Origin of the sequence: Candidatus Micrarchaeum sp., assembly GCF_016806735.1 — an archaeon.
In the GTDB taxonomy this organism is placed as follows: Archaea; Micrarchaeota; Micrarchaeia; order Micrarchaeales; family Micrarchaeaceae; genus Micrarchaeum_A; species Micrarchaeum_A acidiphilum_A.
Genome location: NZ_CP060530.1, coordinates 741,869 through 767,177 on the forward strand (window position 1 = coordinate 741,869; position 25,309 = coordinate 767,177).

The following is a 25,309-nucleotide window of genomic DNA, read 5'->3' on the forward strand; positions in this document are numbered from 1 at the left end:
TTGGGTTGGTCGTTAGCAACTTTTTTAGACTTCTTTGGGCAAGTGTCTACATATAGTGGTCTCATGGCAAAAAAGCAGGATATTGGCTCCAGGCTTAAGCGAATCTTTACCGGGGCCGAGTTTGACAAGGCAATAATAATAAATACCGGCTCAAAGGACAGCAACTTTTTGTATCTCAGCGGATTTACCAGCGGCGTTTTTGAGGACAGCGTTCTCATAGCAGATAAGAAAAGCATGACCCTGCTTACCAGCGTGCTGGAATACGACATAGCAATCGAGCAGGCTCCAAGCTCGATGGAAGTAAAATGCGTAAGTTCAGGAAAAGAGCAATGGAATGAGATAAAAAAGGAGATAGGAAAAGACACTGTCGGAATTGATTATGGATTCCTTCCTTACGGATACGCAATGGCGCTTAAGAAGAATATTCCTGGGGCAACTTTCAAGGATGCCACGGAAAGATTTGCAGACGCGAGGGAGATAAAGGACGGATATGAGATATCCCTAATGAAGAAGGCTGTTTCCATAACCAAGGAATCGCTCAGGGAGATACCTTCTTATTTCAAGGACAACATGACTGAAAAGGAGCTTAGGGCTAGGTTCGAATTCCTCATGGGAGAAAAAGGAGGCGAGGGACTTGCATTCGACAGCATAGTCTCATTTGGGCAGAATGCTGCACTGCCGCACCATATGCCTGACGAAACCAAGCTAAAGGCGAATGAATTTGTTCTTTTGGATGTTGGCGCAAGGTATCAAAATTATTGCGCAGACGTTACGAGGACGTTCCTCTTCAAGCCGGACAAATCCACAATGAAGTACAAGCGCATGGAAGCCATAATCGATACAGTAAAGGAAGCGCAGGCCCTGGGCTTGAGCTATGTCAAGGACGGCGCTGACGGAATGACAGCGCATACAGAGGTCTCGAAATTCATAGACAGCGCAAGGAACGGAATTTACAAGGGGCGCTTCATACACTCTCTGGGCCACCAGGTCGGGATAGACGTGCACGATGGAACCGGATTGACTACCAGAAGCAAAGTGTTGAAGAAGGGAATGGTGGTAAGCGACGAGCCGGGAATATACATAACTGGGTTCGGCGGTGCGAGATTCGAGGACGACGTCCTTGTAGGCAAGGGCCATTCATCATTTCTTTGAGCTTTTTGACAGCCTTGCAATTATCCCGTTCAGCTCAGAGCCGTCGACATTTAGCCTGTGCTCTGACATGAATGACTTTATGAAAAGCGGCAGCGCGTTCCTGTCAGAAAGGTCTTTTCCCTTTAGCTCTTTTGAAACCATTTCTTCAAGCTTCTTTCCGGTAATCCTGCCCAAAGCGTTCGCCTTTATTATTTCAGTTATGGCAGCTTTTGGCTCTTTTGCTGCGAGCCTGAGCAGCTGCTCTACCGCTTGCTTGGCAACTGCGCCTTCGGAAAACATCTCGAATATCTGCTTTATCCTTTCATTGCCTATTGATTCCACGTCCACTCCGTCGCGTTGCAGCTCCCTGAACTTCTGAAGCAGAATGTTGGCAACGAATTGCTTGTCTATCGAAGCGTTTTTTGTAATTTCCCTGTAGAGAGGCAGCTCCGTTGAAAGCATCATGCGCTCGGCCATATCCTCTGAGCCAAACTCAGATTTTAGCTTTGAGCGCTCCTCTTCCACGCTTATCCTGCGCTCTTGCGCAGAAACAAGCATTTCATCCGATACATATATCGGCTTGATGTCAGTCTCGGGGTACATCCTTGAGCCCCCTGGCAGCGGCCTCATGAACCTCGTGGTATAAAGTTCCCTGTTATCTACAGCTCTGGTCTCAGGAGGTATTATTTCCATAGCCATTTTTGCCCTTTCCATTGCGAGCCTTAGCGCTTTTTCAGCTATATCGGCTTTTGCGGCAACCATTATGAAGGAATCGCCATCGGAAAGCGATAGCCTTTTTCTTATTTCCGCCAATTCGCTTTCATTTATGCTGTATTTCCCCATGTCCTCATCGCTATGTATTATCCCCTTAACTCCGGCCATTTTGGCGTAATCGCTTATCTCGCTTCCAAGCCTCCTGCCAGGATTGACCTCCATGCCTATTGCTCCATTGAAATTCTTGAGCTTGAATCCGAATACTGAACCACCTGACTTCAATGAAGAAAGTATGAGTTTCGATTCAGTTGAAGCGAATATTTCAGTCAAATCGATTTGGCTTTCAGAGACTTCTGCATTTCTCGATTTCAGGAGTTTTGCGATTTCCAGGAGCTTTTGCTGGCGTACTACCTCGTTCTCTATGTACTTGTCCATATCTGCAAGCTCTTGCAGCCCTTTTATCTCTATTCGCGAGCCGCCTTTTATCGAAACGTTTACATCCTGCCTTATGGAGCCTATGCCCCTTTGCACAAGGCCAGTGAGCCTGAGAAGCGTCCCTATGTGCAGTGCCACTGATTTCGCTTCCTTTGGCGTTCTTATATACGGAAACGTGTCTATCTCTATCAATGGTATGCCAATCCTAGAAGTATCATATTCAGCATAAGATTCGGCATTCTTTATTATGCCTGCGCTCTCCTCTTCCAGAAACATGGAGGGAACGTCTATGCCATTGCCGTTGACGCTTATTCGCCCATTAAGGCCGACCAGGGTGCTCCTTTGGAATGCGCTGGGATTGCTCCCGTCAACTACCTCTTTTCTCATAGGCTCCAGCTCTGCCGGAACCTTCATTTCCATGGATGCTGCAAGTTGCAGCGCTATTTCAAGCGCATCTCTGTTAATTGTATGTGGCGGCTCTTCGTCTATATCAACAAGGCACGCATGCACGTCGTTGAGCTTGTACATGAAGCTCCTGTCTTTAAGCTCCTCAAACTTTGCCGATCTGTCTATTTCTCCCAGTTCACCCGCAACCGCACGCTGATGCCTTATGACATCGTGCCTTGGCGGCAATTCGTCAAGTATTGCGCTGCAACTGCAGAACAGCTTTTCTGCCGTTGCTAGCCTTTGATGTATCTCTAGCCCGCACATGAAGCCCAGGCTTTTGTAGTATGCTTCGTCATGCATTTTATCGCTCATACAAGAAAATCCTCATAGTCACTTCTGGAATTTATCTCTCCCGTTAAATTGGAGTTCAGCATTTTCTTTGCGGTTATTGCATCGTAGTTGCCAAGCAGCCATGCAAGCTTGACGTATGCGGTTTCCGGGGTCATGTCCTCGCAGTAGATAACGCCTGCTCCGGAGAGAAGCCTTAGGTTCCTGTATACGTTTGGGTTTACCCTTCCGTAAAGGCATTGCGAGGTCATTCCGACAATGACTCCTTTGTCTACTGCTTTTTTGATGTTTGGAAGCCATGAGTAATTCTCGTGCTGCGTCGATACAGGAGTATGGCCCAGCCCAGTGCCCTCTATTATTATGCCCTTGTAGCCCTTGGCCACGTAATAATCTATTATCCCTGGGTCGGAATTTGGATAAGCCTTGACAAGCGCAACATTTTTCTCAAAGCCAACCATCGGCTCCTTGCTTTTCTTGTCATGCTTTGCATGTTCGGCATCCTTTGAAAGGTAATTTATCTCGCCTGAATACGAAACTGTAGCGATATACCCTTCGTTTATGGGCCTGAAAGCGTTCCTTCTTGAGGTGTGCATCTTCCTGGCCCTGGTGCCCCTTATGAATCCGCATTCGTCATCCGAAGAGGTCTTGTGCATGCATATGCCTACGCCTTTTATTTCAGAGCGCGCGGCCAGCACCACCGAGCAGAAAAGGTTCATGAAAGCGTCCGATGAGCCCCTGTCGCTGCTCCTTTGCGCGCCGGTAAGCACCACGGGTATGTTTATGCCATTAAGCATGAATGAAAGAGCCGCAGATGCATAGTGCATAGTGTCAGTCCCTATCGTAACTACGACACCGCGAGAGCCTTCCTTCTCGGCCTCGTATACCTGCTTAGCTATCTTTTGCCATTCCAGGTATGACATGTCCTCGCTTGATATGCTGAAGAGCGGATCTACTTTCAATTCCGCCACGTTGGCAAGTTCCGGCACCTCGTAGAGCAGCTCTTCTGGCTTGAGAAGCATGTAGACCCCGCCGGTTTTGTAGTCGAGCTTGCTCCCTATCGTGCCCCCTGTGTATATGAGCGTAACCTTTGGCAGGGAGCTTTTCTGTGTTATTTTTGAATGTGGAAATTCGTGAACCGGCACGCCCTTCCTTATTTTTGTTATCTTTGCGCCATCAAACCTGAGCCCTGCGTTGTAGCCATTTTTCATCTTTAAGATTATGATCTCTTCGGAATTCGCTTCGGTGCTTGGCATCAGCTCTCCTTCTTCGCTTATGCCTTCGGCTTCCACCTTTATTATGTCCCCAAACTCTATGCCGTTAGACTTGAGGAACTCGGTTATTTTCTTTCCGTACATTCTCTTTTTGCACCAGTTCAAACTTTAACAGGCTCAGCATACAATGCATTGGATGTTGCATTATAAATCCTTGCCGTAATCCTTGAGCCAAGGGAAAGGCCGGAAGCGCTTGCAGCCCTAGGAATTACTATCTGCCTGTAGCTGTCGTCCCTTCCATTAACGGAAGAGGCATTGCTTTCTGTAAGAAGCACGCTTTCTTCGGCTCCTATTGCGCCTGCGTTCTTGGACGCCTGCATGGCCCTGACCTCCCTGGAAAGCTCCGCGCTTCTCTCTTTTATAACATTGTCATCAAGCTGCTTCATTCTTGATGCGGCAGCGTGCGGCCTTTTTGTGAACTTTGATATGTTCGTGACTTCAGGCTTGAATTCCTTGAGGGCTTCCAGCGTTGCGTCAAAGTCGGCTTCGGTTTCCCCGGGGAAGCCCACTATTATATCCGTCTCTATCGTTATGTTCTTCACTTTTTGCCTTATCTCTTTTACAATTTCGAGGTACTTTTCAACAGTATAGCCCCTGCGCATCGATTCCAGGACGGAATTGCTTCCTGACTGCAGAGGTAGATGCAGGAACTTGTATACGTGCTCGTTTTGCATTGCATCTATCAGCTCGGCATAATACCTGTGCAGATGCTCTGGATTCAGCATTCCGATCCTTATCCTAAAATCTCCTTCGAAAGAGCATGCCTTTCCGACAAGCTCGGCTATGTTGGTGCCCTTGTCTATGCCGTAAGCCCCGGTATCTTGCGCCGTGAGCTCGAGCTCCTTTGCCCCGTTCCTTATGCTGTAGGATATTGCATTGAGTATTCCGGCCTCGGAAAAGCTGTTGAGTCTGCCCCTTGCGAATTTCGTTTCGCAGAACGAGCACGAGCTCAGGCATCCGTCGCTTAGCGGTATCTTGGCTATTATCGATTTGCCAGGCACGTAGAGCCCTATCCTGTCGTACCTGCTCTCGCCCATCAGCATGACTCTTTTCCCCGAAGCCGTATCCATTACTGCTTGGGGCATTCCAGCTATGTTCTGTATCTTGGCTATGCTTGCGCTTGGGGCATACCTGCTTATTATGTCGCTGTTGGCGCCTGCCATGCACCCAGTGACGAGAATCTTCTTGCCGCTTTCCTCAAGCTTTGAGAGCCTGTACGTTATCCTGTTCTGGGTTGCGCCTTTCACGGTGCACGTATTGAGCAGGACAACGTCCGCGTCGGCCTCACTGGAGCAGGTCTTTATACCTGCGCCACCCATTGCGCTGGCTATGAGCTCGCTGTCGGCCTGGTTGAAAGTGCATCCGTACGTCTCTATGTATACCTTCAAAAACGCACCATAGGTATTGGTTGTTATTGATTATTAATAGCCGTAAAAAGCTAAAACACTTATGAAAGGAAACGTTCTTCTGATTAGTAGTTTGGCCACAATTTAAGCTTTTACAGGACTATATGCACAAAACGCAGAAATATATTTAAAGACTGCTGTTCCATTTTGCTTTGAAATATAAAATATTGGGTGAAAAAATGAAGGGAGGAACAAACGGCGGGAAAATCATAGGAGGACCACACAGCGGAATCGTTGGAGGACCACACGGAGGATAATCTAAATATTTCTTTTACTTTTTCTATCAGATATTTTTATTGTTAGTTCTATTTGTATAATGTTCTTTTCTGCGGTTGTATGGATTTTCTCTTTACAAGGCTAAGGTATTGATCACTGTAAAGATTGTCGAACTTCCTGCAGATATTTATTATTATAGTTTTTAGGATTAAAGAATCAGATTTTACGCCTTTTATTACCTTAAAAAGATCGTTTTCTATGGCCTCAGTATCACTCTCTTTTAATACAGGAGATATATGGAATATTCCGTCAGGGGTTTCAATGTCGTAGGTTAGGATTCGCCTTTTACAAGGTTATACCCCAAAACGCAGAAACGTATTTAAAGACTGCTGTTCCATTTTGCTTTGAAATATAGGATATTGGGTGAAAAAATGAAGGGAGGACCAAACGGCGGAAGATAAGGAATTTTATTCTCTTTTGTTCTAATTAAGTTTAGATTTTATTATGTCGATTTATTAGGTATTTTAATTATTATTTGATTTAGTAATATATAACGTTCTTTTCTGTGCCGATATAAGTTTCTTTTTTACCAATGCCAAGTATTGATCACTATAAAGATTGTCGAACTTCCTGTAGCATATATTTCCTATTATCATTCTCTCTATGATCAGCGAATCAAATTTAACTCCTTTTATTGTTTCGGAAAGTTCGCCTTTTATTTTTTCGATGTCTTCCTCTTTTAATACTGGGAATAGGTAAAATATCCCGTCTGGGGTTTCCATGTCGCATATATAAGAGAACCTGCTTATTGCTTTATTTGGTTCATTTATTATATACTTGTGATGGTTATATTTAGAATTTATAAATTTTTCCTTATTCGTTATATTTTCAAGTATTATGGCATCATATCTTTTGTTTATAGTGGTTACTGTAAGCGTAGACCTTAATATTGCGCTCTTTCCTTCTTCGTTCATTAAATCTTCATAAGCCCTTTTTGCACTGCCTATTGGAAGATTATATTTTCTGTCTATCGATGCAAAACTTTTGGTACTGTCTTCGTTCAATTCACAGAGAATGGCGTATTCCCTGTACATCAAGCTAGATGCACCGGGTTTTTCTCCGTGCTTCTTCCGACGCCAGACCTTCTCTTTTAGAACATCGAAAAACTCTTGGCGTAATGGTACAAATCCATAATCCGTCGCAATTGGAGTTATGTACCACTCTGACTCTATGCCCTTAAGCACTGCTGCTGTCCTTATGCTGTCTAGGACATCTGCAACCACGTTGTTGTTTTCCGCAACACAGAAAATAGCAAGATCGTATGTACCCTTGGCAGCAAGGGCAAGCTGCACTCTTGGGTTCTTTTCCAGTGCTGCCCTTACTGCTTCGTGGCTTGGCTTGTCGCTTATGAATTTTGCGAGAATCATGTACTCGGAAAAGCCAAGGTTGTTCATGTTAAGCTCGAGCGTGTACTTTATCCCCAGGATTCTTTCCAGCCTTTTTATCCTGTATTCCAGCACATGCAGCGGTATTCCCGTAATTGAGGAAATCCTTGCATGGGGAAGCCTCGAGTTCATGCTTAATGCTTCCAGCAGCAGAATGTCTTCGTTGCCAAGAGCCTCGTCAAGCGTTCTTTCAGAAGCGGCTTTCCTTTTTTCCTCAAGTTCCCTCTGGTGTTCAATCATTTTATTGTATTCGAATTCCAGGGCCTTAAGCCTTGCTTCGCTCTGTTTTGGCTTTGCAGGTATTACTACGCCGTTATCGGTTATCCATCCTATATAATGAGTTATCTTTACCGGCTTTTTTCTTTTGCTGTCCCATTTGCTCGTGGCCTCAAATACGCAGAATCTTTTGTTTAAGAATTTCAGCTCTATATGCCCGCCGTAAGACTTTTTGAGCTCATCGAAGACCTCTTTTATCTTTATGGGAGCTTCCGCCATGCAAAGGCCGATTTTATTTATTTTAATTATATTTCCGCGTTCAAGTTATTTATTGGTTCCTATGGGTATACAAATCTAAAATATTAAAAAATCTTTTAAAAAATGCGATTTTTTAAAAGTATGGTTTGGACGTAAGGGCAGTGAAAAGGCAAATTTTATTTATAAAGAAAAGCCCATAATCTTACTCAAGCAATATGTGGGGGTTGAGGATAATGAAGAACAGTGGGATAATGCTTTTCGCTATGCCTCTTGTTTTCCACCCATGTACTATTTCCCCACATACTGCTTCATGTTAATAGGTGGGAATATGTTTGGATGGAATAAAAGGAAGAATGAAGTTGTTGTTGCAGATAACAACGACAACAGGCCAGTAAAGATGGTCCAGATATCAGAGAACGTTTACAGGTTCGTCTGGGCAGACGAATAATAACGCTAATAGGTGGGGAAATGAGTCAAAAACAAAAAGGGAGCGGAAGCGCTGCGAAACAGCGCGTTAGGGATCCGAAGAAGTTCTTCGTTGTGAAAAGGAATGGAAAGACGTACCACAAGTTCTTTTTAATAAAGCCGAAGCAGGGAATGGACCTCAACATGCTTGCGAACGATCTTGCAGCACTTCCTGACGTATTGGAGGTTTACGCCACCGAAGGAACCATAGGATTCATGGTAAAGGCAAGATTCGACGGAGAAAAAGAGCCGGAGCAGGTAGCGCAATACATAGAGAAGAATGTTTCAAAGGACTACGGGACTCTTGTCAGCTACATAAACTTCAAGAGGTGCGCAAGATGAGCCTCAAAATGTGGTATTTGAAGCATTTCGACAAGGACAGGCTTCTGGATGAACTCTCGAAGCCTGCAGAGGGGGAATATGTTGTGATCAGGGATGGGCCAAATACGTCGGTACGCGTGCCGGTAGAAGAACTTGACGGATATATCAATTACCTGAAGGACAAAGCTGCAATCTGCATGGATGAATACAAAAAGTATAATAAAGAAAGAAAGTCGGGCGATAGCGTTAAATTAGGTGATGAAATATGAGTAAAAATGATAGTAAGGACAAAGAAACAACTGGTAGAGTTCTGTTGAGAAAAGAGAATCAACAGAAGTTAGAGGGTAGAGTCGTGTCTTATGGCAAAGCAGACACTATGTGCGGAATCGCTATGCATTTGACTCCAGAAACTAAATATATTCCTGTTACAATTCCAAAGCCATTGATACTATTAGTAGAGGATGGAACAATACACGAAGCAGAGCTTAATCCAGATATATTTTACGCCTCAGATGCAATAATAATGAAAACTGGTGGCGAGCTGGCACATATAGCTGTAATAGCCAGAGAACGTGGCATATTGGCAGTGTCTGAAATACCAGTTGATAAAATAAAGAACGGAACTAAAGTAACAATAAAGACTATTGATCTGGAAGACGAAATAAAAGCTTTGGTAGAATTTTAGTGAAGTGATATTATGGGCAATATATCAAAAGAGAATAAATATGCATTAATTAATGATACGGATATTTCAAGAATAAAGCTTGCAAAAATGTTTATTGATACGAGTAATAATCCTGATGCAGTTGTTGAAGATTTTGTTAAACGAGCGCTCAAAAATTATAATATATTATATGGGGTGAAAGATAGTGGAAACCTGCTAAAGTTAAAATGTAATAGCAAAGAAGGGCTCATATTATACAGAGATGCATATTTGGAGCTGATAAAAATAAAAGACAGTATTTATAATAATGAAGTGCAAAAATTTGCAGTTTCTATATTTGGGAAAAAGTTCAATGACTTATCTGTAGAAGAGCTTGGAATATTTAAAGAAATAATGCGTTTTAGTATAAATGTGTACAGGCTGAATATTCCGCTGTCTATAAACTTCAAGCCAATAGCTTATGCAAATATGGAACGAATAAAATACGAAAGGCATCTATCTACAAGAGATTATATGTCTATACTTTCATTGGCGCACGAGTCTGGAATGTCAGAGTACAGAAGAATGCATATCGCATACTGTGTAGAACAGGATAAAGAAGTCAAGCAGAGAAAGTTCAAAGAGCTTTTAGATCTTTATCACCTTGGTTCTGAAAGGCTCGCACTTATTAGGATTTCCAATGACTTCATTAATGGGATACCGCAAGGCTATTTAGAGAAACAGAACAAACCCGCTTATGTAAATGTTGATGAAGAAATAAGTGCCATATTAGACCTTATAAACTTTGACAACTATTACAGCTTATTACATAGGAAACGCCTTTCATCGCTTGCCGATGCTTTTCTGAGAGGTTATCTAGGTACCGAATTAAATAAGCGGGGTTTAGTAGATCCAGACTACTGCACTTTAGTTCCTGATATAGAAGATTTGTCAATGAAGCTTTTGGACGATAGAAGCAAAGAAATAGGAGGTAGAGCAATAAGGTATGAGCCCTTTGCAACTAAAATAGATTACGCAATACATAGAATCACTATGTTAACCAAGAAACTAGGCTTAAACGAGATAGATCGGAAAATAAACAATTATCAGAATTATTAGTTTACATTAGTATAATGGCCAAATGGGTGTAAGGATGAATGATGAGATACAAATGGATGGATATAGCATCGAAGTAGAAGTAGAGAGAAAGCCAGAGTCTAGGTTAAACGTAGTGCTTGCGCACGGAGGCAACAACAACATGAATAACAGCCTGATTCAAAAATTATTCGACGATTTTAGAAACAAATATTCGACATTAAGGTTCAATTTTTCGTTTGCAGATACAGGTATAGATATTAGGAATATAAGCGACGGATCTGCAGTGCTTAGGAGTACTGCCGAACTTAAGAAATGTATAGAGTATATGGGTGCAAAAGACATAGTTCTTATAGGAAAATCATTTGGAGGATATGTGTCAACGCTTTTGGCAGGTAATCCTAACCTAGGCATAAAGAAAGTAATAGCTCTGGGGTACCCTCTTCATAAACCTGGGAAGCCTCAAGAATTACTTGAGGGTTTATCCCAGGCTCATATGCAAATGGCAAGATTGCAGGTAGAGTTTATAATAGGCGATTCCGATCCTTCATGGGATATAAAGAACGCTCCTCCGATATTGTCTGCGTATAAAATAAACATAATAGAAAATGCAGATCATTCTTTTAAGCCGGTTAGACCAGGTGGAAGCCTTGATGAAAACGAAAGAAAAGTGGTAGAGCTGGCAAGCCAGATAATTGAAGGAATAAGCTGAATCAAAAAATATAGGGATTATATGGCAAATCTAGAGCGGCATAAAATCAATGTATTACACATTCCTTACAACGCCAATAACCCTGGCGGAAAGGGTGAATCCCTACTAAGGCTTGATAAGGAGGGTATAAACGTTGCAAACGGCTTCATTATTCCTACAGAGTCCTTTGAACTTTTCTTAGATTCAAGCAGTGTAGGTATAAAGTTGCGAAATGCTATAGTAAAAGGGGAACTAGATAGGAGCCTAGTTGTTCAGCTCAAAAAGTTTATCATCAATTCAAAACTTCCAGAAGAGGTCATGAATAGCATACATTATGCACTTAGGCACACTGGACTAAACAAAGATAAATTAATAGTCAGAAGTTCAGCCAACGTAGAAGATTCGAAGGAAAAAAGCTTTGCTGGGCAATTCAAGACGATAGTGAATGTTGAACCGCAGAACATACAGAGCGCAATACTTGATGTTTATGCCTCGCTCTACAATAATGCAGCTATATCATATGCTGAAAGCATGAACCTAATTGAGGCCAGAATGGCAGTTGTTGTTCAAGAAATGATTAATACAGACTTTGCTGGTGTGGCATTCACCATTTCGCCGATTGGCAAAACAGGAAGTATGACGATAGAATATGTTGTTGGGCAGGGTGAAGCACTGGTCTCAGGTAAAACAAAACCTTGTAATGTGAAGTTAGATAGATCCAACTTTAATTTTATTTCAGAATGGGTTCCTTCGGGAGTAGAAGCTTGTATGCTGAGGGAAACTGTAAGAGAAGTTGCCGCGCTTGCAATGCATATTGAAACAATATATAATATGCCAATGGACATAGAATGGGGCATTGCTCGCGGAAAGTTATTTGTTTTCCAAGCTAGGCCAATAACGCACCTGAAAAGAATATGCTAAGCCTTTATTATTGTGCCTATTGTCTTCTTGCCAAAAATAGAGTCCCGAGACTGCCAGGCACGTTTGCATTGGCAATCTAGCACGTAGTGTCATATTTCTTTGAAATGTTGTAAAGATATGAAAGCTTGATTGCCATGTCTCTGGTAACGTCTACCTTTAGCGATGCGCTTGAGTATTTCCCGTGAAAGGAATCATTGTGCGCCTTCTGCCTAGGACAGCGGTGTGTGTATTTTCGAATGTTTCGAGAAAAGGAAATACGAGACTATTACGAAGTCTATTATTATGGCACCGTGGATTATCGTGTAATATGGGCATATGGAGTGCACAACAAAAAATTTAAAGTATATTAGATACGCCGAGCCGAAACTTCGCTCAGAGAGTATGAGGAATATGCCTCAATGCGAAAGGGCTTTGAAAGCAGAGGCCGAAGCCCAGAAGCTTAGAGAACCTATTTATTATTTGCCATGCCTAAATACATGCTATGATTCTTAATGTACATCATCGATGTGCATTGGCTTAGAAGGTAAGATAAAATGGTTACATATTGCGAAAGATGCAAAAAGGAGATATACAGGCAGTATAAGTGCGATTATTGCGGCAGGACCATATGCAGCAGCTGCATAAAGAGCTCGCAGACAGCCACCAAGATACTTAAAATGACCATATGCAAGGACTGCTGGAGCAACATGCCAAAGCGCAAGGCTTACAAGTCAAAGAAGCTAGTTGTCGCTCAGCAGCAGAAATGAATTGCACATAGCCTTTTTATAGGATTAATCCAAAATCCTTCTGGTGCTGGCTGTGTTGGACCTAAACGCTAACGAACTTGAAATGCTCAATTACTGGAAGGAAACCGATGTCCTAGGAAGGCTCAGGGCAAGGAACAAGGGCAGAAAGCCCTTCTATTTTCTGGACGGGCCCCCTTATACTACTGGAGACCTCCACCCTGGGCAGATGTGGGTAAAGACCGTAAAGGACATAACGCTAAGATACAGGAGAATGAAGGGATACGACGTCAGGGACATACCCGGATACGACGTCCACGGCCTGCCGATAGAGAATAAGGTTGAGAAGAAGCTGGAGCTTAAGTCCAAGCAGGACATAGAGGACAAAATAGGTGTCGGAGAGTTCATAAAGCAGTGCAGGGCTTATGTAGAAGCTGGCATAGGAAGGATGGACAGCGACTTCGAGCGCTTCGGAATAACCCTGGATTTCGCGCATCCGTATATACCGTTCAACAAGCAGTACATAGAGACAGGATGGAACATATTCAAGCAGATAAGCGACAAAGGGCTCTTATACAGGGACACAAAGGCGACGCTTTACTGCCCGCACTGCCAGACCTCTGTCTCGCAGGGCACTATGGAAGCGGAATATATGCAGGACAACGATCCTTCAATAGCCGTCCCATTCAAAGTCGTAAAGAACGATTCCAAGGCAAGGATAAGCCTCGCAGATGGAGATTATTCCCTTCTTATATGGACGACCACACCGTGGACGCTTCCTGCGAACGTAGCTATAGCGGTAAACCCCAAGGAGCTTTACGTTCTTGCAAAGTTCGGAGACAAAAACCTTATAGTGGCAAAGAAGAGGCTTGATGACACCGCTGCGATGCTCGACGCGAGCCCGGTTGTGCTGGAAGAATTCTACGGCTCTGAGCTCGAAGGCATGGCGTATGCAAATCCTCTTGAGGAGAATTCGCCAAAGCAGAAGGAGCTCAGAAAATACCACAAGGTCATACTTTCAGGAGAGCTCGTCACAATGGACGACGGAACCGGCCTTGTGCACATAGCGCCTGGGCACGGGCTTGAGGATTATAACTTGGGCAAGAAGCTCGGGCTGCCGATATTCTGCCCGGTAGACGGAAAAGCAGAATATACAAAGGATGCCGGCAAATACGAGGGAATGAAGGTGCCCGAAGAGGCGAACAAGGCAGTTATGGAAGATTTGAAGTCCATGGGCGTTCTTCTTTACAAGGGCAGCATAACGCACAGCTATCCACACTGCTGGAGGTGCGATTCCAAGCTTATTTTCATAGCCACGCCACAGTGGTTTTTCAACATATCCAAAGTAAAAAAGAAGCTGCTTTCGGAAAATTCAAAGGTTTCGTGGCATCCTGCCGAGGCTATGCAGTGGCAGGCCGACGTGCTCAAAAGCTCGCCGGACTGGTGCATATCAAGGCAGAGGTATTGGGGCATACCGATACCGATATGGGAATGCGAAAAATGCGGGGACACCAAGGTTATAGGCTCGGTGGAAGAGCTTGCCAGGCATGCAACCAGCAAGGAGAAGGTAGAGCACCTGGACGACCTTCACAGGCCGTACATAGACGATATAGAGCTCAAATGCGAAAAATGCGGAGGCTCGATGCGCAGGGTCAAGGACGTAACCGACGTATGGTTCGATTCCAGCATAGCCTCAAGGGCTAGCATAGATTCCGAAAAGGAATTCGAAAGGCTATTCCCGATAGATTACATAATAGAGGGCAAGGACCAGCTCAGGGGATGGTTCTCCGGGCTGCTGAAGATAAGCGTGCTTGCTTATGGCAAAAGGCCGTTCAAGAACGTAGGCGTAGACGGCATGCTCCTGAGCGAGGACGGGCGCGAGATGCACAAGAAGCTCGGCAACTACATAGCCGTGGCCGACCTGCTTAAGATAACCAATGCGGACTCTTTCAGGATATGGAGCTCAGGGCATACGCCATGGCTCGACCTTTCGTTCAACAGGAGCGAGATAAGGGATTCAGAAAGGACGATAAACGTGCTTTATAACGCAGCCAACCTGATAGACGAATACAGCAAGCTCATAGGCGCAAAGCCCAAGTGGACGCTTCCTAAGGCCGAAGGCCTCGAAAGGGAAGAGCTGTGGATACTCTCGAGAGTGCAGAGCCTGATAGAAAAAGTTACTGAGGCGTTGGAGAACTACGAGGCCCACAACGCAGTCAATGCGCTGAAAGAATTCATAAGCGACGATTTCAGCAGGTTTTACTTAAAGGTTGCGAAGAAGAAGCTGCTTGGCTACGACAAGGGCATGCAGAAAAAGGTCCTCAACGTGGTTAGCTATTGCCTCAACACAGTATTGACGCTTGCTTCTCCGGTTATTCCCTTTACTTCGGATTATATAGCTCTGCGCATGCTGAAGAGCGTTGACGACAGCGTTTCCATGCAGAAATGGCCAAAGCCCAAGCCTGAGCTCATAAACAAAGAGCTCGAGAGCACTTTCGACATGGTAAAGGAATCGATAAGCGCTTTGCTGAACAACAGGGAAGCCGCGAAGGTGCCGCTCAGATGGCCGGTAAAGCAGGCGCTCATAGAGACTACGAGCGACGAGGTTTACAACACCCTTTCCAGGATGTCAGACATAATAGGAGATTATACCAATTCCAAGGAGGTATTGGTCAAGAAGGTCAGCAGCGTAGGCCTCGAAGCGAAGCCGCAATTCCAGCGCATAGGGCCGGAGTTCAAGCAGAACGCTTCATTTATAGCAAAATCCATAACAGAAGCGAATCCCGAAGAGATAAAGGCGGCATTGGATTCCGGAGGAAAATACGCAGTGCATACGGAGAAGGGAGTCTTTGATATAGGCCCGGAACACGTAATCATATCGGAATTCAACACCAGCGAAGGAATGAAGAAATTCAAATACGGATACGCAAAGGTAGACAGCGAGATAAGCAGCGAGCTGGCCGATGAGGCGTTCTTAAGGGAGCTTGAGCGCAGGATACAGATGGAGCGCAAGGCGGAAGGCCTGAAGAGGTCGGACAAAATAGAGGCTTACATAAGTGCTGACGATGACACGGTTTCAACGATAAGAAAGTTCTACGAGCAGTTTGCCAAGGACATAAACGCGAAAAAGGTGGAGTTCGTTCCGGAAATACCGGAATCGCTGAAGCAGGTTCCGCTCGAGCTTATGGATGCAAAGCTCAGGATCGCGATCAAAAAGCCAGGGATGTGAGAATGCGTGCGATGAGCACGGAAAGTTCCTATAAAAGCGTCGAGAAGCTTCTTTTTTCCAAAGACAGGAATCTTTACGTCATATCCCCGTTCGTCAGCACGTATTACCTAAAAGTCCTGAAGAGAATATCATCGAGAAAGAATGTCTATTTGATAACAAGCGAAGCCGCGTTCAAGAAATCAATAGAAATATCCGGATCTTATAAATTCGGAAGGCCGAAGGTGGCTCATGCCGCCATAGTGCTTGCAATGTTTGCTGCAGCGTATCTGGTAAGCGAATATATAGCCGCACTTATTTTTCTGGATGCAATGGCCGCATGGTGCATGTTTTATACTATAAGTATGCCAAGCAGGCACAAGAAGAGCAGGATGCACGTCAGGGTCGTAAGGGGCAACTTCGTGCACGAAAAGGTTTACATATCCGATTCTATGGCAATAACCGGCAGCGCAAACCTTACCTATTCCGGCATGCACAAGAATACCGAAAGGATAAGCTTAATAGATGACGGGAAGGAGATAAGAGAACTCCGAAGGCATTTCGAAGAGTTATGGCACAAAGCCGGCAATTAAGCCTTATCGGGAATCTACATAAAGCATAATAAACTTGTTTGCCTCTTGTATTTATGGCGTACCGGCAAAAGGTTAATATATCTGAAAAAAGAAATGTTTATAATGGTGGTGCAGTGGGTGGTGGGCATGGACCCAATTATAAGGGTCAAAGCGCATTGGAATATCTGATAACTTACGGTTGGGCAATACTCATAATAGTAGCAGCGGTCGGAATGCTTTATTTTTACCTCATAGTGCCCATGTCAGTGCCTCCAAACAATTGCGATTTCATAGTAGGAGTATCATGCTCGAACTATAACGTTGCGATTAGCCCTGCTTCGAAGAATACCGCAAATGTAAGCCTTATGCTTGAAAATCCTGAGTACTACCCAATAGAGGATCCTGTGATGGTCGTCGGAGTAGGCACTAGCAATTACAGTTCGGCATGCTCGCCCTCGTTCGTCAATCCTGGAGCTACTTATGTATGCTCAGCCCAGATGCCAGACAGTTTCGGCAACCACCTCAAGGCAAATGTCTATATAAAAGAGTATAACTGCGGATTGAGCAAGTATGGAGAATTCAACGGAACGTGCGCCGATCCCCCAATGCAGATTTACAAGGGGGCGATATACGACACATTCGACCAAAACATAACAGTCAGGCCTACAAAGATGGAAATAAGCCCGGCTGCGGCAACCGTTGCAGTAGGGCAGGATTACAGCATAAACAGCACTTTTTATTTTGCAGGAGTACCTACCCATGACATAACCATAAACTATACGCTAAACAATACCGACGCCAGGCTTGAAAACGCCAAGGGTTTCACTGGCTCTTCCGGCAACGCCACTGACACCATTTATGCGGCACATGCAGGAACCGTAAAGGTTACCGCATCCTTTGACGGCTACAGCGCCAACGCCATAATAACGATAAGCTAGGCGTTTTTGCTTTCCTTTTTGTTTTTCCTCGACAAAATAATTGAGTTTCGAATTTTTCCAACGGATTTTGGCATTATTTCTAAATTCTTATTAGAAAGTTCCACAAAACCAATAAATATAACAAAATCCAAATAATTATGTAGCGAGAAGCGAAGTTGATTCCATATGGAGTCCAAACAAAAACGTGGGGTACAAGAACTGGGGGATAGCATAAAACAGCTCGCAGATGAAATATGCGACGAGCAGCAACTGGAGCAGTCCTTTGCAAGCGAACTGCAGGCAACCGTGGACCTTGGGGCCATGATTGCAGCAATAATAAAAGAGGAACCGGACCAGAATACAAAAGCAGCGATATCCAACGCGATAGCGCAGAGCACAATACGCATGGTGAAAAAGGCGAACGCGATAAGGAAGAAAAAGCAGATTAGATTCGGCCCAGCCGCAGTCGTAATAGCTGCAAAGGAATGAATCTGAGCTAGCAAATACGGTGCCGCGATTGCGGCACCATTCACCCTCATCATTTCAGCTTTGTTTATTATTTTTTGTTTTCTCTTTTTTTGCGTTTTACAGAAAGCCATTTTAAGCTTATCAATAAAACTTATTCTTGAATGCCCTATTGTAAATAGGCGATCGTAGTCTAGCCTGGTAGGACTTTGCCCCTCCAAGGCAAAAACCCGGGTTCAAATCCCGGCGATCGCACTTGTTTTTAATACAGTACAATTGCTCCTGAGCAAGTGCTTGATTAAGACAGCAAACTAAAGCTATATATATTTAAATTACTATAATATTATAGTAAAATATATATAAATGGAATCACGATGAACAATGAAGAAAGAAAGGTATTGAGCTATCTTTCCGAAGAGCTTGGCTACGGAGGCAATATACTTAGCATGGTGAACGCCATGGGCAAAAAATACGGGAACACTTATTATCCGAACGTATATAATGCCATAATGGGATTGGAAAAGAAGGGAGTGGTGTCGATAATCAAAGAAGGCAACAATCGATTGGTAAGGCTGGCGCTTGATAATCCCTTCTCAATTTATTACATTGGCGAGGCAGAAAGCATGAAGGCCTCGGGCACGGATATTGGCAGTGAAATAGCCAATGCGCTCTTGGAGCTTGCTTTGGGATTCGATATCATAACCATTTGCATATTGAGATACAAGGAATATATCAAAATAGGCAGAATGGAAATTTTAATCGTTGCCGGATCGCACGATCAGGACGGAAAGCTTGCTGCTGCAATATCAAGCGTGGAATCTATGCATAATTCCAAGATAGACCAGATAGTACTTACTCCGCTTGAACTTTCGTCAATGCTTGAGGGCAACGAATTGAACAGAATTAAGGAGCTTATAGGGGATAAGAGCATATTTTACAATAGCGAGGGCTTTTGGGAAATTGTCAGAAAGTACAAGCTCGACGGAAATCGAATAAATCAGGAAAGATTCCCTGAGAAATTGACGAGGGCGCAGCTCGCTTACAATTATAACAGGTTCGGATACGCATTATATGAGGATATTGAATCTGGAACTAAAATCGCACTTGAAGATGTTATATTCCTGATGTCCGCAAGCGAAGAAGCGAGGATTAGATACGGAGCGATAGTTCTGCTGTACAAGAATTGCAGTCGGCTGAATACCTCTTACTTATATTACCTATTCAAGAGGCATGATGAGCTAGGCACATTGAAAGGCATGCTTGAATCCCTAAAAGATTTTTACATTAGCAGGGATTGGCAGGGAATTGAAATGCTTGTAAAGACAATACAGGATAAGAAGCCAAGGATTTATGATAAGAACCTTATTAAAAAGTACATTGAGCAATACTGTTGATTCGATGACAAGAGTTTCGAAAACTGGCTTATTGTCGATTTTGTACGTGTTCGATGAGCGGTTGCCTCATAAAATACTGCTTGTCGCAGTTGGAGGCACTGCCATGACCATGCTAGGCATAAAGGCTTCTACAAAAGACATAGATTTCAACATACCGGAAAAGAAGGATTACGAAGAATTTGTAAGGTTGTACAAGGCGATAAGCCCAGGAGTGGCAATCGATTATTACCCAAACAACACCGTTTTTACAGAAGTCTTGCCCGAAGATTACTTAAGCATTGCAAGCGATTACAAGTCCAATTTCGAAAATATAAGAATTAAGGTATTGAACCCTGTCGATATAGTTTGTTCGAAAATCAGCAGGTGCGATGAAGCCGACATAGAAGACATAAAAAGCTGTATAAAAATTTATAGTTTAAAGAAAAGCGAGGTTGCGGCGAGGGCCAGCTTATACGCAAGAGTAGGCAGCGATGAAATTTTTCAGAGCAACCTGAACTTTATTTTAGAAAACTTGTTTTAGTTGAGCGGCACCAGTAAGGCTCTGCCATTAGAGCTCGTGCGGCCAAAAAGGCAAACCGAATCACGGGGGCGAGAGCAAGTGCTGCGGGACTGCCGCTACTCCCACTACTATCGCAAGAAGCGAAGCGAGCAGGAGGAATATCCAGAACAGCATTAGCAATGTAGTGTAGGTGTTGGATGCCTTGCTCTTGGCTGGCAGCCTGTCGTATATGAGCGTTGCCGGATACGTAAACACGCCAGCCAAGCCGAAACCTATGTAAAGCCCGAGCATGGCAATAGGGCTGGATGTCATCTTTATGAAGTAAGCGCTGAAGCCGTAGTATATTGCAAGAAGCCCTGAGAATAGGGCGAATATGCCAACGTACTGCATGTTCTGCCTAAACCACAAAGCTATTGATATGCCGGTTATTGCTATGCCTATCAGCAGAAAAGGATCGTAGAAAAGAGTGTTGTAGCTTCCGGGGAGCGGCCATGTCATTTCTCCGAATAGGCCCAGTATGAGCATCATTATGCCCAGAAGCCCTAGAGGCACTGCCCCGGGCCTCATTGATTCTTTTATGCCCTTGACCCCGTTGGCCTTATAGTACCTGTAAGCAGAAGCCGTAGTGTACAAAGATACTATGCCCGCGAGCGCGAGCATGAAGAGCTCCAATGCCAAGTCGTCAATGAAAACCATTTCACCATCCCATTAATCCAATACGAAATCCAATCGCATTTATTTAATGGTATATGTTATGCCGCATTTTTGCATATTTTCCTTTTGAGATGGCATTTGAAGCTTTGCAACATGATATACTGCATTATACCTGCTTGCAGCAATTCAAGCTATCGTTTTTAGATTTTTACGAAGCTTATCTGTTGTATAGGTGCCTTCATTGCCCGGCAGCATTGATACTACAAGCCAGGATTACCAAGATGCTGATGGCGAAAGCGAAGGCAAAGGCCTTCGGGGAATGCTTGACAGCGTCAAATCCCTTGTAGAATTCTTCTACATAAAGGATGTCCCGTCATACGGAAACAATTTCTTTTTCACAATAGGCATATACCTGCTCGAGCTGTTCGGGGTGCTGGCGGTAACCGGCATAGTTATGGTCATATTCGGGCCCTATTGGTGGAACCTTACAGCTGTCGGAACTTTCTTCAGGAGCATACACCTCTGGGCTGCAGAGGCGTTCGTAACCCTGATATTCGTGCACCTCTTCGTGCAGTTCGCCACGTCGTCTTTCAAAAAGAAGAAGCTCGTATGGGTGCTGGGAAGCCTTATGCTTTTCCTGGTATTCCTAGAATACGCATTCGGCATAGGAGTACAAGGCGGCTTTGTCTCCCAGTGGAACGCAAAGGCCGGAGCCGACCTCTGGAACGGCATGGGGCTCGGCTACTGGATAAACCCGCTGAACATGGCTGCGGTGCTAAGCTGGCACATAGCAATAGTGCCGATACTGCTCGCAATACTCATGTTCGGGCATTACATGCTTGTCAAGCAGAAGGGACTGAGCAAGCCCTACCGCAAGGACATACCTTACAGCATGGTCCCGGCAAACCACAAGACCATGTACAGGCGCATGGTTTACGTCCTAATAATAATCCTTTTATTTGCCGTATTCCTCAGGTCGCCGTACATTGCGCCAATTACAATACAGCAGGTTGCAAATACAACTCCGAACGTAATGGCCATTACCCTGATAAGCGAATTCAACTACAGCTCAGGCACTGCCACTTATCTTGACACTATAGACCCTTACACATTCAGCACAAGAAACGCTTACGTGACAGAACCCTACTCGCGATATCTTGAGGTCACGGGCTCAAAGGACTACGAAAGCACGCTGCTCAATGAATCGCCCTCTGCGCTTAATTCCAGCCTTGCTTCTGCTTATTCATACTTCGAATCCAACGGCTCGATATCTGAAGGGCTCAACTCTTCGAATCCGGCCATTGTCCTTTTCTCCCAGCTCACACACATGGCCCAGACTGGCCTGTATCAGGATGAACTTTCCGGAAGCATACAGAATCCGCTCAACGAGACGTACGAGATAAGGTTTCTCGCAGATTCAAAGGCGCTGGATTCGTATGGAACTAAATACGGGCTCAGGACCTCGCAATGGGGCATGCTCAAAGCCGGAAGCGCATGGTGGCAGATAGGCAGCTATTGGACTGCCCCTTACAACTACATGGAGATACTCACTGCAGGCATACCATGGTGGGATGACTTGGAAAACGGGCTTGTTGCGCTTGTAGCCTTTGCGCTGCTTATCTTCTTCCCGTTCATACCAGGGCTCAGGGACATACCTGACAAGCTCAAGCTCTACAAGATTTTCTGGAACAAGCACACAATACCTGAAATGAAGGATAAGAACAGGAAAAAGCGCTAGCCAGGCATGATTGCTTATTGTCTAACCTCAACTTCGTCTTTTTAAGATGCAACTTGCAATCGTCTACGATTTGCATGATGGCTTACAAGAGCACTTTGGAACAATTGGAAAGCGAAAGCGAAGCTATGCGCGTAAGGATAGACCCCAAGATAGGCATAAGCAAGCTCATAGTGGAGGCGCCGCAGACATATTTCAGCTACGTCGAGCTTGCAAACGCGCTTAACGCCAAGGACACCAAAGGCAGAAAGGTTGAGCCTGGCAAGATAAAGGACGGGCTTGGCATAGAGAAGGCCAGGCTACCCACATACTCCCAGTCAAATGTCACCATGGCTGCAAATGCAGTATACGCTTTCATAAAAAACATAGATTCAAATCCGTACGACAGGGAAAAGTTTTTCTCTGAAAAGCCCGTGAGCATATACTACGCAACGGAGAGCAATCCGGACTTCAGCAGGCCGGAGGCTGAGATAGCCCTTGGCCTTGTGTACTCCAGGCTCCTCAAGGAAGACGAGAAGAGATACAGGCCCTACGTAGAAGCGCTGAAGAATACCGGGCTGCAGCAGAACACTTTCGCATGCGCAGGAGCAGGGCTTGCGCTTTCGAGCGCTCTTAGCGAGATATATTCAAACTCAAGCTTTGGCATGGGCAGCTCTGCCGTCATAATCTCAGCAGACACTGCGGTTTACGACAGCAAAAGGGCACCGGACGCAGAGACTACGCAGGGGAGCGCAGCTACGCTAATGTGGATAACTACCGATCCGGAGCTGGTGAGCATAAACTACAAAGGCTCTTACGGAAGGTTCAACGTTCCTTTCCCCGATTTCACAAAATTCGGAGTCGATACTCCATTCGTTCACGGCAAGTTTTCCGAGAAGGGCTACGTATATGCTGTGGCTATGGCCCTCGGCAATATGGAGAGCAAGCTTGCCATGCAAAAGAGGATGGTTTTCGAAGAGGATTATGCAGGCATGAATCCTGATGCCGACACGTACAGGAGCATGAAGCTCAACAAAATCATGGACAGCAGCGAATACAGGGAGAACATGAAGTTCTTCATCAGCCATGTCCCTTTTCCCAAGCAAGCGATATATTTCGCGAGCTTCCTCTTCGAGCACTATCTCAAAAACTATGAAAGAGACACGTTCAACGCGATGCAGCAAAGGGAGTCCCTTGGAAAGAGCCCGCTGGGCGACAAAAGCCTGGCCGAGCTTTTTACTGGAAAGCTCACAGGATTCAGGGGCGAGCACGACACCGACATAGTGGCTTACATAGAATCCGACAGGGACATAAACGCATACTGGGAATGGCTTGGAAAGCTCAGGAAGCAGCCGGAGTTCGAAAAGTTCCTGGATGAGATGCACATAAGGGATGCACTCGCTCTGCCGTCGCAGGTCGGCAACTCGTATACCGGCTCAACGGTTGTCGCAATAGCGAGCCTGCTCAAGAATGGCAAGGTTTATCCCGGAGACACTGGCGCATGCGCTTTCTTCGGCAGCGGAATGGTGGCGCTCGCTTACCAGATGGAAATAACCGCAACTCAGGAATCCATAGCCAGGAATCTTGTTATAGGAATGGAAAGAAAAGAGGAGCTGCCGCTGGAAGCGCAGGACTACGAGCCATTGCATGAAAAGCTCATATTGGGAGACGCAAAAAGGTCGATGATAGGGGAAGGAAAGAGCTTGATAGACATGGATGCAGAGATGCTCAGGGGAAAGCTGCCGGAAGGATTCCTTATAAGGAGGCGCAATGTAGACGGCACGTGGGAAGCCGAATTCGTAGAGGATGGACAGAGGAGTGTGATTAAGCCAAGGCTATGATCCATCAAATTGGCTTGCCATTGAGCACGAAATCCAATAAAAGAAGAAAAGAAGGCCAAAGGCCCAATATGGAAATTATGCCTTTGGCTTGAGCCCCTTTGAGAGCCTTCCCGGTGCTTTCGGGGGCTTGAGCTCCTTGAACACCTTTGAAAGTGCGAGCTGGCTCAGCGAAGTTTCAGTTCCGCTTTCATTTATCATCTTGTTTAGCGCATAGGTCTTCGCAAACGGAAGCAGTACCTGGCTTGAGCACGCATCGGCAATGGCTCTCTTGAATTCCGGCTTTTCCAGCTCCGTAAGGGCTTGCGATACTGCCGGAGCGCCCTTCCCTGATTTCGGCACTTGCTTTATCCTTTCGTCGATCGAATCTACGTCTATGCCAAGAACCCTGAACATCTTAGAATCTATCGTAGACCTTATTCCTGCAAGGTGGTACGCAATCTCCTCAGGCTTCGTCTGCGGCGTTATCCTGAGCCTTTTTACTGCAACCCACTCCTTGTACTTTGCGGAGAAGTCTACAAATTCTTCAGGTTTATCCTCTTCCACTCGAACCACCAATCATTGCTTGATAACGTAGTATCCGGCGGCCTTTTCCCTTGCCACCCTTTTTATTGAGCCCTTCTTTGCCAGCTCAACCAGAGTGTTGGTAACCAGCCCCTTCGGCCTGTTGGCCTTTTTCATTATGTCGTCTGCAGTCTTTATCGACTTTTCGTTCGTGGCTCCCAGATCTTCCAGGGCCTTCAGTATTGCTTGTTCTATTGTTGTAAGCTCAGCCATTGTAACACCTTAAGCTAATCGCTCACTTTTTGACTCTCGCGTCCTTGCGCTTTGGCCTCAGCACCTTGTATCCGCACTTGCGGCACATCTTGCTTCCGGCCCTGTTCCTGGCCTTGCACCTTCTGCATATCCATATCTTAGTCAGTTCCGCGTCTGCAAGTGGAAATTTTCCCATTATATAACACCTTGATTTTTCCTTTTCTTTGTTTCCTTCAGATATATATCTTATGAGCGGCGTCTGCCGCAAAAATATAACACTTTGCACTCAGGAGATACCCGGCAGTGCTTCAGAATACCCTTTTATTGCGGTTATAATATTATTAAAGATTTGCCTGGCAATGCTCGCGTTGGATGCTTCCATAATATTGGCCACATATGCCAATCCTGGCATGAGTTTTGCCGGAAATGCAAAAATTTGCAGCCATGCCAAAAATCGGACAGGCGCTTTTTGAAACTTTTTAAAAACTGTGCTCCTCGACAGAATTTCAGATTTTGGATTTTGGCTTACGCCGGTAATTCTGCAGTTTTCCAGGGCTGGCGAATTTTCGGCGACAGATTTTAACGTAAAAAGCAAAAATGTTTATAATAG

Annotated in this window: 24 protein-coding genes and 1 tRNA gene; 17 read left to right on the top strand and 8 right to left on the bottom strand. The window is 44.9% G+C overall.

Going from position 1 to position 25,309, the window contains the following annotated elements:
* The first annotated feature begins 63 nt into the window (after positions 1 to 63).
* Positions 64 to 1,152, top strand: a complete 1,089-nt coding sequence (locus Micr_RS03965; RefSeq protein ID WP_203134382.1) for a M24 family metallopeptidase — start codon at positions 64 to 66, stop codon at positions 1,150 to 1,152.
* Here the strand turns inward: Micr_RS03965 and gatE are convergent.
* From gatE to Micr_RS03985, 4 genes are all read right to left on the bottom strand, one after another.
* Positions 1,141 to 3,027: a Glu-tRNA(Gln) amidotransferase subunit GatE gene (gene gatE / locus Micr_RS03970; protein WP_203134383.1), complete on the bottom strand. Its 1,887-nt coding sequence runs from the start codon at positions 3,025 to 3,027 to the stop codon at positions 1,141 to 1,143. The two genes, Micr_RS03965 and gatE, sit on opposite strands and share 12 nt — an antisense overlap.
* Positions 3,028 to 3,035: 8 nt before the next feature.
* The gene (gene gatD / locus Micr_RS03975) at positions 3,036 to 4,370 is read right to left on the bottom strand and encodes a Glu-tRNA(Gln) amidotransferase subunit GatD (RefSeq protein ID WP_203134384.1); all 1,335 of its coding nucleotides are present in this window, start codon (positions 4,368 to 4,370) and stop codon (positions 3,036 to 3,038) included.
* A 17-nt stretch (positions 4,371 to 4,387) separates the two neighbouring features.
* Positions 4,388 to 5,674 carry a tRNA (N(6)-L-threonylcarbamoyladenosine(37)-C(2))-methylthiotransferase gene (locus tag Micr_RS03980; protein ID WP_203134385.1) on the bottom strand — a complete coding sequence of 429 codons (1,287 nt, stop codon included), beginning with the start codon at positions 5,672 to 5,674 and terminating at the stop codon, positions 4,388 to 4,390.
* Positions 5,675 to 6,432: 758 nt separating this feature from the next.
* Positions 6,433 to 7,848 carry a hypothetical protein gene (locus Micr_RS03985; protein ID WP_203134386.1) on the bottom strand — a complete coding sequence of 472 codons (1,416 nt, stop codon included), beginning with the start codon at positions 7,846 to 7,848 and terminating at the stop codon, positions 6,433 to 6,435.
* A gap of 447 nt (positions 7,849 to 8,295) precedes the next feature.
* Here Micr_RS03985 and Micr_RS03990 point away from each other — a divergent pair, with 447 nt between their 5' ends.
* From Micr_RS03990 to Micr_RS04055, 14 genes are all read left to right on the top strand, one after another.
* A complete protein-coding gene (locus Micr_RS03990; RefSeq protein WP_203134387.1) occupies positions 8,296 to 8,634 on the top strand; it encodes a hypothetical protein in 339 nt (112 codons plus the stop codon).
* The gene (locus tag Micr_RS03995; protein ID WP_203134388.1) at positions 8,631 to 8,882 is read left to right on the top strand and encodes a hypothetical protein; all 252 of its coding nucleotides are present in this window, start codon (positions 8,631 to 8,633) and stop codon (positions 8,880 to 8,882) included. Before Micr_RS03990 ends, Micr_RS03995 begins: the two co-directional genes overlap by 4 nt.
* Entirely contained in the window at positions 8,879 to 9,298 is a 420-nt protein-coding gene (locus Micr_RS04000; protein WP_203134389.1) for a PEP-utilizing enzyme, read from the top strand. Before Micr_RS03995 ends, Micr_RS04000 begins: the two co-directional genes overlap by 4 nt.
* A 12-nt stretch (positions 9,299 to 9,310) precedes the next feature.
* Positions 9,311 to 10,375, top strand: a complete 1,065-nt coding sequence (locus Micr_RS04005) for a hypothetical protein (protein ID WP_203134390.1) — start codon at positions 9,311 to 9,313, stop codon at positions 10,373 to 10,375.
* 34 nt (positions 10,376 to 10,409) lie between these two features.
* Positions 10,410 to 11,063, top strand: a complete 654-nt coding sequence (locus Micr_RS04010) for an alpha/beta family hydrolase (protein WP_203134391.1) — start codon at positions 10,410 to 10,412, stop codon at positions 11,061 to 11,063.
* Positions 11,064 to 11,084: 21 nt separating this feature from the next.
* A complete protein-coding gene (locus tag Micr_RS04015) occupies positions 11,085 to 11,963 on the top strand; it encodes a PEP/pyruvate-binding domain-containing protein (protein WP_203134392.1) in 879 nt (292 codons plus the stop codon).
* 533 nt (positions 11,964 to 12,496) lie between these two features.
* Positions 12,497 to 12,709 (top strand): hypothetical protein, encoded by a 213-nt coding sequence (locus Micr_RS04020; protein WP_203134393.1) that lies wholly within the window; start codon positions 12,497 to 12,499, stop codon positions 12,707 to 12,709.
* 52 nt (positions 12,710 to 12,761) lie between these two features.
* The gene (gene ileS / locus Micr_RS04025) at positions 12,762 to 15,914 is read left to right on the top strand and encodes an isoleucine--tRNA ligase (protein ID WP_203134394.1); all 3,153 of its coding nucleotides are present in this window, start codon (positions 12,762 to 12,764) and stop codon (positions 15,912 to 15,914) included.
* Positions 15,915 to 15,916: 2 nt separating this feature from the next.
* On the top strand, positions 15,917 to 16,483 hold the full coding sequence (locus Micr_RS04030; protein ID WP_203134395.1) for a phospholipase D-like domain-containing protein: 567 nt from the start codon (positions 15,917 to 15,919) through the stop codon (positions 16,481 to 16,483).
* Between the two features lie 113 nt (positions 16,484 to 16,596).
* Positions 16,597 to 17,400 carry a hypothetical protein gene (locus Micr_RS04035; protein ID WP_203134396.1) on the top strand — a complete coding sequence of 268 codons (804 nt, stop codon included), beginning with the start codon at positions 16,597 to 16,599 and terminating at the stop codon, positions 17,398 to 17,400.
* Positions 17,401 to 17,565: 165 nt separating this feature from the next.
* Positions 17,566 to 17,868 carry a hypothetical protein gene (locus tag Micr_RS04040; RefSeq protein WP_203134397.1) on the top strand — a complete coding sequence of 101 codons (303 nt, stop codon included), beginning with the start codon at positions 17,566 to 17,568 and terminating at the stop codon, positions 17,866 to 17,868.
* 158 nt (positions 17,869 to 18,026) lie between these two features.
* Positions 18,027 to 18,099 (top strand) — tRNA-Gly (locus Micr_RS04045).
* 119 nt (positions 18,100 to 18,218) lie between these two features.
* Entirely contained in the window at positions 18,219 to 19,238 is a 1,020-nt protein-coding gene (locus Micr_RS04050) for a hypothetical protein (RefSeq protein WP_203134398.1), read from the top strand.
* Between the two features lie 4 nt (positions 19,239 to 19,242).
* Positions 19,243 to 19,758, top strand: a complete 516-nt coding sequence (locus Micr_RS04055) for a DUF6036 family nucleotidyltransferase (protein ID WP_203134399.1) — start codon at positions 19,243 to 19,245, stop codon at positions 19,756 to 19,758.
* Between the two features lie 60 nt (positions 19,759 to 19,818).
* Here the strand turns inward: Micr_RS04055 and Micr_RS04060 are convergent, their stop codons facing one another.
* The gene (locus tag Micr_RS04060; RefSeq protein ID WP_203134400.1) at positions 19,819 to 20,433 is read right to left on the bottom strand and encodes a DUF981 family protein; all 615 of its coding nucleotides are present in this window, start codon (positions 20,431 to 20,433) and stop codon (positions 19,819 to 19,821) included.
* Between the two features lie 199 nt (positions 20,434 to 20,632).
* Between Micr_RS04060 and Micr_RS04065 the strand changes: the two genes are divergently transcribed.
* Positions 20,633 to 22,129 carry a cytochrome b N-terminal domain-containing protein gene (locus tag Micr_RS04065; protein WP_203134401.1) on the top strand — a complete coding sequence of 499 codons (1,497 nt, stop codon included), beginning with the start codon at positions 20,633 to 20,635 and terminating at the stop codon, positions 22,127 to 22,129.
* A gap of 74 nt (positions 22,130 to 22,203) precedes the next feature.
* A complete protein-coding gene (locus Micr_RS04070; protein ID WP_203134402.1) occupies positions 22,204 to 23,946 on the top strand; it encodes a hydroxymethylglutaryl-CoA synthase family protein in 1,743 nt (580 codons plus the stop codon).
* Between the two features lie 75 nt (positions 23,947 to 24,021).
* Here the strand turns inward: Micr_RS04070 and Micr_RS04075 are convergent, their stop codons facing one another.
* The 3 genes from Micr_RS04075 to Micr_RS04085 are packed head-to-tail and all read right to left on the bottom strand — an operon-like array spanning position 24,022 to position 24,895.
* Positions 24,022 to 24,489: a DUF2666 family protein gene (locus Micr_RS04075; RefSeq protein WP_203134403.1), complete on the bottom strand. Its 468-nt coding sequence runs from the start codon at positions 24,487 to 24,489 to the stop codon at positions 24,022 to 24,024.
* A gap of 12 nt (positions 24,490 to 24,501) precedes the next feature.
* Entirely contained in the window at positions 24,502 to 24,720 is a 219-nt protein-coding gene (locus tag Micr_RS04080; RefSeq protein WP_203134404.1) for a transcriptional regulator, read from the bottom strand.
* 22 nt (positions 24,721 to 24,742) lie between these two features.
* Positions 24,743 to 24,895 (bottom strand): 50S ribosomal protein L40e, encoded by a 153-nt coding sequence (locus Micr_RS04085; RefSeq protein WP_203134405.1) that lies wholly within the window; start codon positions 24,893 to 24,895, stop codon positions 24,743 to 24,745.
* Positions 24,896 to 25,309 lie beyond the last annotated feature (414 nt).